15 protein-coding genes are annotated in these 13,159 nt (G+C 44.2%); 8 read left to right on the top strand and 7 right to left on the bottom strand.

The features are described 5' to 3' along the window. Positions 1-12 precede the first annotated feature (12 nt). From PBT90_RS17580 to PBT90_RS17570, 3 genes are read left to right on the top strand one after another with little or no spacing between them, the layout of a single operon-like run. Complete coding sequence (locus PBT90_RS17580; protein WP_264807806.1) at positions 13-375, top strand: phage holin family protein; 363 nt, start codon at positions 13-15, stop codon at positions 373-375. Further along, positions 368-751, top strand: coding sequence for a hypothetical protein (locus PBT90_RS17575; protein WP_264807805.1), 384 nt, complete (start codon positions 368-370; stop codon positions 749-751). Before PBT90_RS17580 ends, PBT90_RS17575 begins: the two co-directional genes overlap by 8 nt. Continuing rightward, positions 723-1,502, top strand: a complete 780-nt coding sequence (locus PBT90_RS17570; protein ID WP_270130389.1) for a phosphoglycerol geranylgeranyltransferase — start codon at positions 723-725, stop codon at positions 1,500-1,502. The genes PBT90_RS17575 and PBT90_RS17570 overlap by 29 nt, the downstream gene beginning before the upstream one ends. Here the strand turns inward: PBT90_RS17570 and PBT90_RS17565 are convergent. The 6 genes from PBT90_RS17565 to panC all read right to left on the bottom strand — a co-directional run bounded on the left by PBT90_RS17565 (position 1,488) and on the right by panC (position 6,733). Continuing rightward, entirely contained in the window at positions 1,488-2,414 is a 927-nt protein-coding gene (locus PBT90_RS17565) for a helix-turn-helix domain-containing protein (RefSeq protein WP_264807803.1), read from the bottom strand. The genes PBT90_RS17570 and PBT90_RS17565 overlap by 15 nt on opposite strands. Positions 2,415-2,553: 139 nt before the next feature. Further along, a complete protein-coding gene (locus PBT90_RS17560; RefSeq protein ID WP_264807802.1) occupies positions 2,554-3,693 on the bottom strand; it encodes an acyl-CoA dehydrogenase in 1,140 nt (379 codons plus the stop codon). A gap of 97 nt (positions 3,694-3,790) precedes the next feature. Next, positions 3,791-4,480 carry a zinc metallopeptidase gene (locus PBT90_RS17555; protein WP_264807801.1) on the bottom strand — a complete coding sequence of 230 codons (690 nt, stop codon included), beginning with the start codon at positions 4,478-4,480 and terminating at the stop codon, positions 3,791-3,793. A 31-nt stretch (positions 4,481-4,511) separates the two neighbouring features. Continuing rightward, complete coding sequence (locus PBT90_RS17550) at positions 4,512-5,519, bottom strand: lysylphosphatidylglycerol synthase transmembrane domain-containing protein (RefSeq protein WP_320055333.1); 1,008 nt, start codon at positions 5,517-5,519, stop codon at positions 4,512-4,514. Further along, positions 5,516-5,863 (bottom strand): aspartate 1-decarboxylase, encoded by a 348-nt coding sequence (panD, locus tag PBT90_RS17545; protein WP_264807800.1) that lies wholly within the window; start codon positions 5,861-5,863, stop codon positions 5,516-5,518. Before panD ends, PBT90_RS17550 begins: the two co-directional genes overlap by 4 nt. A 21-nt stretch (positions 5,864-5,884) precedes the next feature. Next, positions 5,885-6,733 (bottom strand): pantoate--beta-alanine ligase, encoded by an 849-nt coding sequence (gene panC / locus PBT90_RS17540; protein ID WP_264807799.1) that lies wholly within the window; start codon positions 6,731-6,733, stop codon positions 5,885-5,887. A 129-nt stretch (positions 6,734-6,862) separates the two neighbouring features. Here panC and PBT90_RS17535 point away from each other — a divergent pair, with 129 nt between their 5' ends. The 3 genes from PBT90_RS17535 (at position 6,863) to glmS (ending at position 11,002) form a co-directional block, all read left to right on the top strand. Then, on the top strand, positions 6,863-7,681 hold the full coding sequence (locus tag PBT90_RS17535) for a glycogen/starch synthase (protein WP_264807798.1): 819 nt from the start codon (positions 6,863-6,865) through the stop codon (positions 7,679-7,681). Next, entirely contained in the window at positions 7,602-9,041 is a 1,440-nt protein-coding gene (locus PBT90_RS17530) for a DUF4270 domain-containing protein (protein ID WP_264807797.1), read from the top strand. Before PBT90_RS17535 ends, PBT90_RS17530 begins: the two co-directional genes overlap by 80 nt. Positions 9,042-9,160: 119 nt before the next feature. After that, positions 9,161-11,002, top strand: coding sequence for a glutamine--fructose-6-phosphate transaminase (isomerizing) (gene glmS / locus PBT90_RS17525; protein ID WP_264807796.1), 1,842 nt, complete (start codon positions 9,161-9,163; stop codon positions 11,000-11,002). 31 nt (positions 11,003-11,033) lie between these two features. Here the strand turns inward: glmS and PBT90_RS17520 are convergent, their stop codons facing one another. Further along, complete coding sequence (locus PBT90_RS17520) at positions 11,034-11,258, bottom strand: Kazal-type serine protease inhibitor domain-containing protein (RefSeq protein ID WP_264807795.1); 225 nt, start codon at positions 11,256-11,258, stop codon at positions 11,034-11,036. A 114-nt stretch (positions 11,259-11,372) separates the two neighbouring features. Between PBT90_RS17520 and prfA the strand changes: the two genes are divergently transcribed. Both prfA and PBT90_RS17510 read left to right on the top strand, forming a co-directional pair. After that, complete coding sequence (gene prfA, locus PBT90_RS17515; protein ID WP_264811480.1) at positions 11,373-12,452, top strand: peptide chain release factor 1; 1,080 nt, start codon at positions 11,373-11,375, stop codon at positions 12,450-12,452. Between the two features lie 84 nt (positions 12,453-12,536). Then, positions 12,537-13,064, top strand: coding sequence for a GNAT family N-acetyltransferase (locus PBT90_RS17510; protein WP_264807794.1), 528 nt, complete (start codon positions 12,537-12,539; stop codon positions 13,062-13,064). Positions 13,065-13,159 lie beyond the last annotated feature (95 nt).

Here is a 13,159-nt window from a genome sequence, read left to right as displayed (position 1 = left end):
AAATTTTTGAGCATGTTTAAAATCGGAGATCTAATTCAGACATTAAAAGGCCTGGTAGAGACCAAGGTAGATATAGTCAAACAGGAGGTTCAGGAGGAATTCATTAAAGTCTTGTCCAGGATTCTTGTCCTCATCTTGATGGGAGGCTGTCTATTGTTGGTGTTACTATTCATGAGTCTGGCTTTGGCATTTTATATTAGCCAGCAACTTGAATCCCCATACCTTGGTTTTGTGATCGTAGGATTGATTTATTTCTTATTGCTATGCTTTTTGTTAATCACCCGTGAGAATAAATCTCTTCAGAAAAAGACCAGTGACACCTTGAGTAATTTCATATTTACGGTGAAGTTTTTTAAAAAGAACAACAATGAGTAAAGACCTCAAAAAAAAGGAAGTAGAACTGCAAGAAACCTTTGCCAGGCAGCTTGAACTGGTCAAAGCTGAGTCTGCAGATTGGGTCAAAGTAGGGGGGATAGCTCTTGCTGGGGGCTTGATTGCTTTTGCGATCATACAGTCTAGGAAAAAGCGAAAAAACCGATCTACAGAGAAAGCAATGGAGGTGCTCGCCAGGGAAGGATTGCTGAGTGAGGAGATAGAGCGAAAGCTCACCCAGGAATCTAAATCTTCGATTTGGCCGTCCCTCAGACAGCGCCTGCTGATTTTGGGTCTGGCACTTGCCAAAGAGAAGTTTCTCCCTAATCTGTTTAATCCTGAAACAGAAGATGCTCAAGTCGAAGAATCGGATAAGTAAAATCCTCCAAAAGCTGCACAGCGCTCAAAGAAAGGGCCTGGCCTGGCTTATAGATCCCGATAAAATAGCATGTCTGAAGGCATTTCAGGATACCTTTGATTGGGTAGCAGAGTCTGACCTGGATTTGATTTTTGTGGGCGGTAGCCAGCTGGGTCGGGATAACTTTGTAGAGGTGGTCCGAAAGGTCAAGAGCATATCTGGGGATATTCCGGTGGTGCTTTTTCCCGGTTCTAGTTTTCAGGTCGATGAACAGGCAGATGGGATACTTTTCCTTTCATTGCTCAGCGGTAGAAACCCGGAATACCTGATTGGTCAGCAAGTCCAGGCTGCTCCCAGGATCAATCAAATGGATATTGAGGTTTTGCCGACAGCTTATTTACTCGTCAACGACCAAGATCAAACCAGCGTGCAGAATGTCAGTCAAACTACCCCCTTGTCAAACACAGCTCCAGATTTTGTAGAAGCTACAGCCCTGGCTGGCAAGTTTTTGGGTATGGACTATTGCTATCTGGAAGCAGGTAGTGGAGCCAGTATTCCGGTAGCTCAGCAGGTGATTTCCCAAGTGAAATCTGCCATAGATGCCCCTTTGATAGTAGGAGGAGGGATAGATACTGTGGACAAAGCCAACCGCGCGTTTTATGCAGGAGCTGATCTCATAGTAGTGGGCAATGCCATAGAAAAAGACCCCGGTTTTTTGGCCGAGGTCTTAGCATGTAAGTCTTTTAGGAATGCGTCTTTAAACGTTAATTAAAGATTCCCTTCTTCTCATTTTCCCGGCAGGGACACCATACATCATCTTGAATCTGCGGCAGAAATATGCGGTATCTTTGTAGCCCACTTCTTTGCCTATATCTCTAATGGATTTTTTGGTAGTCCGTAGTAGTTCTACAGCAGCTTCCATTCTTTGGTATTCTATATAGTCCTGTGGATTGATGCCAGTGAGCATTTTGAAATATTGCCCCACATAATCTTCTGATACATTGGCCACCTTAGCGAGTACCTTGTTGGACAGATCACCGCCCAGATTGGTTTTGATGTAATTGAACAGGTCGATCAATCTAGGATCCTTGAAGTAAGTGGCATTGGTAGAAAGCTCCTCTAGGAACAGACGGTTTTTCAGAATATGCCGCAGCAGTTCTATCACCAGCAGCTCGGTATGGGATCGCAGAGCTCTCTCTTTTCCTACATTGCTCACTTCCACTTCCTTCATTAGATCTTCTATAATGGTCGCAAGCCGATCATTAAAGCGAATGATGAAGGGAGGTATATCCAGGGAGTTGAAGAAATTAACCACATCAAATACCTTGGATTCAAAGCCTACGATGGAGAGGCAATCATCCTCTGTGTTTTTAATATCTCTAAAGCTGATGCTTTGTAGATACTTCTTCTTGTTCTCCTGAAATTGTTCTTTATCGAGCTCAGTTTTCTTTGGGCTGCCACCTATGGTCAATTTGGTTTTCTGCTCAGCAGGAAGGAAAAGTACTTCTCCTTCATTGAGCAATTCTTGATCCTCACCAAATTTGATAGTGCCATGGTGCAATAGAATGAGTGTATTGTCCGATTCAGAATAGTCACTGATGGTAACAGGCTTTTCTACATGAAAATTATTTCCACGAATGAACCTGACATTGACTGATTCTATGACCTTGTTGTAATATTCCATGAATAAGTAGAATAATATTAGAACTGCAAAAATATAACTTTTCTAACTGCCAAACATGAATTTTCTGTAGACGGTGTTAAAAAATTTAAAAAAGGCAGATTTTTCTTTAAACTTATCCTGAAAGTATAGGGTGCGAAGATTACTTTAGGATCCCTCTGGATATCACTATTTTTTGAATCTCTGAGGTACCTTCATATATCTGTGTGATTTTGGCATCCCGTAGCAGGCGCTCCACATGGTATTCCCGCACATATCCGTAACCTCCGTGAATTTGGACAGCTTCTATACTTACATCCATAGCTACCTGGGAGGCGTATAGTTTTGCCATAGCAGACGCCTGGGTGTAGTCCTGACCTTGATCTTTAAGCCATGCAGCCTTGTAGACCAATAGTCTGGCGGCTTCAATATTCGTAGCCATATCTGCTAATTTAAACTGAATTGCCTGATGCTGGGAGATTGTTTTACCAAAGGTTTTTCTTTGCTGTGAATAGGCTAGCGCAAAGTCATAAGCACCAGCTGCAATGCCCAAAGCCTGGGCGGCAATTCCAATCCTCCCCCCATTTAGGGTTTCCATGGCATACTTGAATCCAAAACCCTCCTCTCCAATTCTGTTTTCTGCTGGAACTCTGACATCTGAAAACATCAAGGAAGTGGTATCAGATGCGCGGATTCCTAGTTTGTCCTCTTTGTGTCCTGCGGTAAATCCTTCCCATCCTTTTTCTACTATAAATACCGAAATTCCCTTATGACCAAGAGCTCGGTCTGTTTGCGCAAAGACAAGGTAGGTATCGGCTTTGGAACCGTTGGTGATCCAGTTTTTGGTGCCGTTCAAAATGTAATGGTCACCTTCAAGTCTTGCTTCTGTTTTTTGGGAAGTGGCATCAGAGCCGGCTTCTGGTTCTGATAGCGCAAAAGCTCCAAGTTTTTGCCCGGAGGCCAGAGGTTTTAGATATTTTTCCTTCTGGGCTTCCGAAGCGTATTTTTCCATGCCCCAGCAGACCAGGGAGTTATTGACGGACATGACCACGGATGCAGAAGCATCTATCTTGGAGAGTTCCTCCATCGCTATGACGTAAGAAACAGTATCCATTCCACCACCACTGTATTTGGGATCTACCATCATGCCCATAAATCCGAGTTCGCCCATTTTCTTGATTTCTTCCGTAGGAAATCTGGACTCTATATCTCTTTCAATGACACCTGGAAGCAGTTCATTTCTGGCGAAATCTCTAGCTGCTTCTTGTACTGCCTGTTGTTCTTCGGTCAGTTGGAATTGCATAATATTCAATTTGGGTTTACCTAAAGCTAGGAATATATGCCAAAAAAAGAAGAGGGGCAATCATCGCCCCTCTTCTATAATTCTTATTTGATTTGGATCAATCTCTATTTCCAAAAAAGATAAAGATGTAATAGGCCAAGGTGGCCATGGAGGCAAGAGCTGCTACCACATAAGTCATGGCTGCCCATTTCAAGGCGTCTTTTGACATGCCATATTCTTCAGGGGTTACAATGTTTCTGGTTTTGACCCATGCCAAAGCTCTTCTGCTGGCATCAAACTCTACCGGCAAAGTTACGATAGTGAATAAGGTCATCACACTGTATGCACCTACTACTATAAAACCTACCCATTCGTAAGGTAGTCCCAGCGCAAAGCCCCCGAAAAGAGATGCAATCAAGACGATATTCAAAATCTTGCTCGCGCTGTTTTGAATAGGAACAAGGGTGGATCTTAGATTTAGCCAAGTGTAAGAAGTGGCATGCTGTACGGCGTGGCCACACTCGTGAGAAGCTACTGCTGCTGCTGCGGCATTTCTTCCATAAAACACATCTGGGCTTAGGTTTACGGTCCGGTTTGCAGGGTTATAATGATCCGTGAGTTGTCCTTCCACAGATAGGACTTGTACGTCGGAGATATTATTATCTGCGAGCATAAGCTTAGCGATCTCTGCTCCAGAGAGATTGGCCTGAAGTGCAGTTTGCGAATATTTCTTGAATTTGCTTTTTAATGTTCTGCTGACCGCAAAACCTGCGATGGCAAAAACAACAACGATTAGTATTAATATCATGGTCTTAATGTTTGCAATTGTGAGTACGAACTTACGAAGTTTCGGGTTGTTTCCACTTAGGAGTTTTCAACATTATAATCCAGCTGATCAGTCCCATCACAATGACGAGTATTACCTGGGTGCCGTGGATAATAGCTGCGAAAATTTTACCATCTACTTCGGATATGCCCAGCTGTATCAAAATGAAAGCCACCAGGGCATGGAAGGTGCCAATACCACCCTGAACAGGCGCCACCATGCCAATACTACCCATTACCATGACTAGAAGGACTTCTCCAGAGGACAAATTGGCAGTGCTTTGGATTCCCAAGGAAACCGTGTACATGGTCAAAAAGTAAATAATCCAGAGAAGTGTGGAGCTGGTCCAGAATCCAACAGGATTATTCAGTTGCCCTATTCTTTTCAGTCCGGAGAGGATCTCTCTGAAAAAATGTTGGATTTTATTGACCAACCCGTGGTCTTTATACCTTCTGAAGATCATCCAGATCGCCAGTAGGATAATAGCTGCAAATGTGACCACAAACGGGAGGTTTGACAGTAGGCTCTCACCTAAGGATGAAAAATCAACCAGCTGCCCGGCTAAGGATAAGAATAGATCTTGCTCCACGGTAAAGGCCAGCAGAATAGTGCCTATCAGAAAGAGCAGGTCAATGCTGCGTTCTAAAATCACCGTACCCAGCAGGTGGCCCAGGGAAATGCCATTGGTCCGGGTCAGTACCCCGCATCTGGCTACTTCTCCAGCTCTGGGCACCAGCATATTGACGAGGTATCCCACCATCACTGCGTGATATGAACGTGTGGGGGTTACTTTTTCCCCTTCTTCTGAGTTGATCAGCAGCGTCCATCTCCATCCCCGAATCCAATACCCGAACAGTGAAATAGTTAATGAGCCGATAATCCAGGCCCAGTTACTCGCTTTGACCTGAGCAATCAGGGTTTCTAGTTCTATATCGCGATACAAAAACCAAAAAATCCAGACCGCTATCCCAAAGGAGAGCAGGATCTGGATGATTTGTTTGATGCGCTTAGAATTGATCAAATCAGTTTATTTTGATCGTCGGGGAAGACGATGGTAGGTTTGTGTTTTTTGGCTTCTTCGAATTCCATTCCGGCGTATGAAATGATGATGACGATATCTCCGACTTGGGCTTTTCTGGCTGCGGGGCCGTTGAGACAAACCTGTCCGGTGCCACGCTCCCCGGTAATCACGTAAGTTTCCAATCGTTCACCATTGTTGATGTTTACGATTTGCACTTTTTCATTTTCAATAAGATTCGCCGCATCCATCAGATCTTCATCGATCGTGATCGAACCTACATAGTGCAATTCTGCCTGAGTGATTTTCACCCGGTGAATCTTTGATTTCAGTACCTGGATTTGCATTGGTTTAATTTTGCCGCAAAATTAAGGAATTATTGGAAGGTTATCGATCAATCTGACATTTCCAATGTAAGCTGCTACGCAAATGGATGATTTTTGCTTTAAATCAAATTCTGAATATCCTTCAAAGCTCTCAGGGTGAATGAGTTCGAAATATTCCAGCTTTGCCAAAGGAGCCTGCTCAAAATCGCGGTGGATTTGTTGCTGCACCTTCAACCAAGGTTGCTTAGCCAAAAGTTCCTCCTTGGCTTTTGTCAGACTGCTGTATAATAAGAGTGAGGCCTGCCTTTCCTCCTGTGACAGGCGCACATTTCTAGAAGACATGGCCAGCCCGTCCTTTTCCCTTCTGGTGGGAACTATTTCCAGTTGGACGGGGATGGAGAGGTCACTGACCAGTCGTTTGATTATGCCGGTTTGCTGCAGGTCCTTTTGACCAAAGAAAGCCTTGTGGGGCCGTATTATGTTGAAAAGCTTAGCTACGATAATTCCCACTCCGTTGAAATGTCCCGGGCGAAAGGCACCTTCCAAAACGCGTTCCAGTTCTCCGAAATCAATACTGAGTTTAGGCTGGCTGGGGTACATGGTATCCGTATCTGGCACAAATACATAGTCAACTTTTTCCTTTTCCAGTTTCTCCAGATCCTGTTCTAGCGTGATAGGATAATTATCGAAATCTTCTTGGTTGTTGAACTGAGTAGGATTGACAAAGATGGAGGCGATGACGATGTCTGTGCTGGATTTGGCCTGTCTGACCAGGTCTAAATGACCTTGATGTAATGCGCCCATGGTAGGGACTAATCCAATGTTTTTGTCGGTTTTGATGCAATCAAGCCAGTATTTGTTCCAATCTGCCTCGGTATGGATGACCTTCAAAGTGTAAGGGTTTAGGATGGGTAAATAGAGGCAAATCTAGATTAATATTCAGAAAAACAAGGCTATTTAGGCTTTTTTTATTATCTTTGCGCAGTTGTTTTTTCACCTTCAACTTAAAATCCAATAAGCATGTCCAAATTACGTATTCTCTACGTTGCCAGTGAAATCAACCCTTTTCTTCAAACTTCCGAAGTAGCTAACTTCTTAAGATCTCTGCCTCAGGCTATGCAAGAGCGCGGCATGGAGATCAGGATTTTGGTGCCTAGATTCGGTTTGATCAATGAGCGCAAAAACCGCCTTCATGAGGTGGTGAGGCTTTCCGGGATCAATATCGCAGTAGGAGAGGAAGAAAAACCATTGGTGATCAAAGTTGCGTCTATCCCTAATGCCAAGTTGCAGGTTTATTTTATTGATAACGAGGACTACTTCCAGCGCAAGCATGTGTTCCATGACAAGCAGCAGAAGTTTTACGAGGACAATGATGAGCGGGCTATTTTCTTCTGTAAAGGAGTGATAGAAACCGTGAAAAAACTGGGCTGGGCCCCGGATATCGTGCATTGCAATGACTGGATGACCAGTTTGATACCGATGTATCTGAAAACTACCTATAAGAGCGAGCCTTTATTTAAGGATACCAAATCTGTATTCGCGATTTATAACAACGGATTTTCTCATACCTTTGGCGATGATTTGTTAAACAAGGTTAAGATGGTAGATATTGATGATACTATTTTAGCACCTTTGAAAAGCAAAGACTTTACAGGATTCATCAAGATAGGTATGGAATATGCCGACTTGGTGGTCAAAGGCGGAGAAGTCTCCGCAGAATTAAACCAACTAATCGAGGATTTCTCAAAAGACAAGAAGTTTGACATCAGCATTGAAGCAGAATCAGAAGAACAAGCTCACGAAGAGCTTTACGGTATTTACACCAACCTCGCCGGTTAATCTGGCCCTTGGGGCCATCTTGTCCTTATTTCTTATCAGTTCATGTAGTGACCCTGCCACAGTGGGGATCGAGCTTGCGCCTGGCAACAATCAGATCGGAGTGTTCTTCGAGGATTTTGAATTGCCAGCCGAAGTGGTGCTATTGGATTCTTTCAATACCACCAATCAAGCTGTACTTATTGTAGGGGAGGAAGAGGATGATTTTTTTGGAAAAACCTCCGCTACTGGTTACGCCAGAGTGGCAATAAATCCTGATGCTTCCCGTCCAGCGGAGAACGCCTTGCTGGATTCTATTTTCTTCCAACTGAATGTGGTAAGTGTCAGTGGAAATGACTTGGATCAGCCCAAGTATTTCTCCATTCATAAGCTACAGGAGCAGATTCTGGATACGGTCTATTACAACTTTGATGCCCTAGCCTATGAAGCCGAAGCTTTTTCTTCCGGAGAAGTGGTTTTCGGAGAAAATACCGATTCATTGGTGAATATGCAGTTAGAAGAGGCTTTTGCTGATGAGATCTTTCAGAAAATGCAGACTGGCCCTGAGTTTAATAATCTAATTTCATTCAGAGAGTACTTTCCGGGAATAGCGATTAAGGCAAGAGAAGGAGATAATAGCACAGTGGGTGTGGGCTTGGGTGCTAACACAGGCATTACTGCTTATTACCATTATGAAGGTGATACCGTATCTACCAGTTATAGTATCCCTACCGGAATAAGACTCTCAGGCAGTACGCAGACGGTGGCGACCAGAAGTTTTTCAGGCGTAAAAAGCGATCGTGCAGGAACCCCAACTCAGGTGGTCACCGAACCTCAGGAAAGCTATGATGTGGGTGCTCAGGTAGGCATGAAGTCCGGCGTGGGTATCGCTATACGCTTAGATACCAGTCCTCTAGATTCATTTTTGGACACCCTGAGTGGAATTACCTTTAATCAGGTCAGTTTAGAAGTAGGCGCTATAGAATCTTACGAGGAAGGAGATTATCCACCTTCAGCATTCTCGGTTTATTTTACTGATGAAAGCAATGAATTTCTGGAGAATGAAGATGGAGCTTATCTGCTTGTACAAGGAGATGGTCAACCCCAGGTCATTATGGATGAAGAAGGAAATATGGTTCCAAATGTGTCATCGCCTGTATCAGTTAGGATAGACCCTGACACTGGGATTTACGGCCAATTGATTACTTCTCACATCAATGCAATTTTCAGAGGGGACTTGGTCAGAAAAGATTGGTTGCTTTATGGGGGCTATGTCTACAGCAAAAACAGTATAGGAGGAGACGCATTTCGCAGATCACTTCGGCAGTTTGTGGTAGATAAAAACAAAATAAAAGTAAGGGCAGTGTATTCTAAAATACGATAAAAGCTGCTTTTAAGAAGCTAGAAATAGCCGTCTTCTTTTTTTTAAGAAGACGGCTATTTTTTTTGGCATGAAAGCTGTTTCTTTGGGGAAGTTCAAAAATTAATTAAGAATTTTTCTCTATGTGTGGAATTGTAGCTTACGTGGGACAGCAGGAAGCCTTGCCCATTATCATCAAAGGATTAAAGCGATTGGAATACCGAGGTTATGATAGTGCAGGAGTAGCACTTCTAGACCATGCTGGATTGAGTATTTACAAAAAGAAAGGGAAGGTATCTGAGCTAGAGAAGCACCTCACTTCCAGTGTTGACCTTACCTCCAAAATAGGCATAGGCCATACCCGCTGGGCCACACATGGCGAGCCCAATGATGTCAACGCCCACCCTCATTATTCTTCTTCTGAGAAGCTGGCGATGATCCATAACGGTATTATTGAAAATTATGAAGTACTGAAGAAGGATCTCCAGAAGAAGGGATACGTTTTTCATTCCGATACTGACACGGAGGTATTTATCAAGTTTATAGAAGACATTCAGCTGAATAATGAATGTAGTCTGGAAGAAGCTTTGCGCCTAGCGCTACATAAAGTAGTGGGTGCTTATGCTATCGTGTTGATCAATAAGGAGGAGCCGGATACATTGATCGCTGCCCGTAAGGGTTCACCTCTGGTGATTGGCGTTGGCGAGGACGAGTATTTCTTGGCTTCTGACGCCACTCCGATTATAGAATACACGAATAAGGTGGTTTACTTGGATGATTATGAGATCGCCGTGATCAGGAATAACAGACTTCAGGTCAAAACCATAGAAAATGTGGACACCAATCCCTACATCAACCAGTTGGAAATGGAATTGGAAGCTATAGAAAAAGGGGGATACGATCACTTTATGCTCAAGGAGATCTTTGAGCAGCCTAAATCTATAGCGGACTGTCTGAGGGGAAGATTAGATGCCAAATCGGGTCGGTTGGTCCTGGGAGGATTGAGAGACTACATGAATAAATTCCAGAATGCTGAGCGGATAATCATCACAGCATGCGGGACTTCTTGGCATGCAGGCTTGGTGGCGGAGTACCTCTTTGAGGAGTTTGCCCGGGTACCAGTTGAAGTGGAGTACGCCTCTGAATTCAGGTATAGAAATCCGGTGATCGGCGAAAAAGACTTCGTGATCGCGATTTCCCAATCTGGAGAAACTGCGGATACACTGGCAGCCATAGAGCTAGCCAAGTCCAAGGGAGCTACTATTTTCGGAGTTTGTAATGTAGTGGGATCTTCTATTCCCAGAACCACTCATGCAGGCTCCTATACCCATGCAGGACCGGAGATCGGAGTGGCCTCTACCAAGGCATTTACCGCACAGATTTCCGTGTTAGCAATGATGGCACTGAAGCTGGGCTATCAGCGCGGAACCTTGCCAGAAAGCAAATACATTCAACTCCTGCATGAGTTGGCAGCCATACCTGGGAAAGTAGAAAAAGCGCTTCAGACCAATGAGGTGGCCAGGTACATTTCCGAAGAATACAAGGACGTGTCCAACGCACTTTACCTGGGGCGTGGATATAACTTCCCTGTGGCTTTGGAAGGGGCTCTGAAGCTGAAGGAGATCTCCTATATTCATGCAGAAGGCTATCCAGCAGCGGAGATGAAGCACGGGCCTATTGCGCTGATAGATGAGGAAATGCCGGTGATTTTCATCGCCACCCAAGACAGCTCTTATGAAAAAGTAGTAAGTAATATACAAGAAGTAAAAGCCAGAAAAGGAAAAGTGATAGCAGTAGTGACAGAGGGAGATACTCAGGTGAAAGCCATGGCAGATCACGTGATTGAGATCCCTGAAACCCACGAGGCTTTTGCTCCTTTGGTAGCGGTGGTGCCGTTACAGTTGCTTTCCTATCACATCGCCGTGATGCGGGGATGTAATGTAGATCAGCCTAGAAATCTGGCGAAGTCTGTTACAGTAGAATAACATTGCAAGGCTGTCCGATCGGACAGCCTTTCTATTTACACTCCCCTTCTGTCCAGGAAGTTACTCCGGCCAGGTCAGCGGCACATGCATTGGCGTATGTTTTGCCGTCACAGCCACATACAGGATTGTATTCGTAAGTACAGGGTCCGGTTCTGATTCTTTCCGGGTCTATGCAGTTTTTTAAGGGCTCTTCTTTTTCACAGGCTATGGTGAAAAGGGAAGCCAAACAAAGGAGTAAAAATAGGGAATGCTTCATAGCTAGGAAACGCATCAAAATAGTCATTCGCTACAGCGACCTGAAGTTTATATGTAACTATGGATATTCTGACTCCGGATAAATTTCCTACTTTTGCGCAGCGATAAAAATACTATGCTGGACAAATTACAATCAATCAAAGAACGTTTCGAGGAAGTAGGGCAACTGATCATTCTGCCGGAGTCTATGGCAGATATGAGCAAATACACGAAGCTGACCAAGGAATACAAGGACCTTGAGAAAATTGTAGCAGTGTACGATGAGTATAAGCTCGTGCTGGAAAATCTTGCCAGCTCCAAGGAGATTCTGGACAAGGAAAAGGATCCGGACTTCAGGGAGATGGCCAAGGCAGAATTGGATGAATTGCGACCTAGAAAGGAGGAGTTGGAGAATGAGTTGAAGCAACTGCTCATTCCTAAAGATCCTAATGATGCGAAGGATTGTATTCTGGAAATCAGAGCCGGAGCAGGAGGAGACGAGGCCTCCATTTTTGCAGGAGATTTATTCCGGATGTATGAGCGTTTTTGTGAGCAGCAAAATCTTAAATTGACTGTACTGGATCTTACTTTTGGTACAGCTGGTGGCTACAAGGAAATCATAGCTACGATCACTGGTGGAGACGATGTATATGGGCGAATGAAGTATGAATCAGGCGTTCATCGTGTGCAGCGTGTACCTACCACGGAGTCCCAAGGCCGGGTTCACACTTCTGCTGCCTCTGTGGCTGTTTTGCCCGAGATGGACGAAGTGGAGGTTAATATCGATATGAATGACGTGAGGAAAGATACCTATTGCTCCTCAGGTCCTGGAGGACAGTCTGTGAATACCACTTACTCTGCCGTGCGTTTGACTCATGAACCTTCCGGGCTGGTAGTGACCTGCCAGGATGAAAAATCCCAGATCAAAAACTTTGAGAAAGCGCTGAAAGTATTGCGCTCCAGACTATACGAAATCGAACTGGCCAAGCACAATGATGCGGTGGGAGCACAGCGTAAATCTATGGTAGGCTCTGGGGATAGGTCAGACAAGATCCGGACCTATAATTATCCACAGTCCCGGGTGACGGACCATAGGATCAATAAAACTGTGTATAATCTCCCCGAGGTTATGGATGGTCATATTGAGGATTTTATCTCCGCTTTGCGATTGGCAGAAAATCTGGAGAAGATGCAAACCAGCGGTTTAGAGGATTAGGCCGGACATTTGCATAAATTTTCGGAGAATTTTATTGATTCTGCATTTAGCCTATTATCTTGAAGAATTAACCATCAGACTTTTATGATTATTACAGGAGAAAGAGAAATACGACTGGTGACATGGAATGAAGCGCATTTCCATCAGCTCTATCCCCTGGCAAATAACCCCAAAATAGCCATGAACCTGAAGGATAGTTATCCTCAGCCTTATACCATTCATGATGCTAGGTATTGGATAGAACATAATCAGAAGTTCAATCCACCTCAAAATTTTGCGATAGAATACGAGGGTAAACTGGCGGGTTCCATAGGTTCCGAGCGTGGACGAGACGAATTGAGAACCAATATGGAGTTGGGTTTTTGGATAGGAGAGCCGTTTTGGGGCAAGGGAATTGCCACAGAGGCAGTTAAGCTCTATACCAAATATATTTTTGAGAAGTTTGACATTGAGCGGATTTTCGCCCAGGTCTACGACTTCAACGGACAGTCTATGAATGTGCTGGAAAAGGCAGGTTATTTCCCTGAAGCCATCCTGAAAAAAGCATTTATTAAAAACAGTACCGTAGGAGATATCTTCCAATATGTAAATATCCGAGGGGAGCAGAGTTAATGAGTCTTGCCTTTCAGTGAAGTTGCCAGTTAGGCCATGGCCTTAGCTTTGGGTGGGTAAAATACTGACGACCGAAGGTTTTCCATTTCGCGGAT

The sequence above is a fragment of the Algoriphagus sp. TR-M9 genome, assembly GCF_027594545.1.
GTDB lineage: Bacteria > Bacteroidota > Bacteroidia > Cytophagales > Cyclobacteriaceae > Algoriphagus > Algoriphagus halophytocola.
This window is presented reverse-complemented; position numbering and strand designations above follow the sequence as displayed.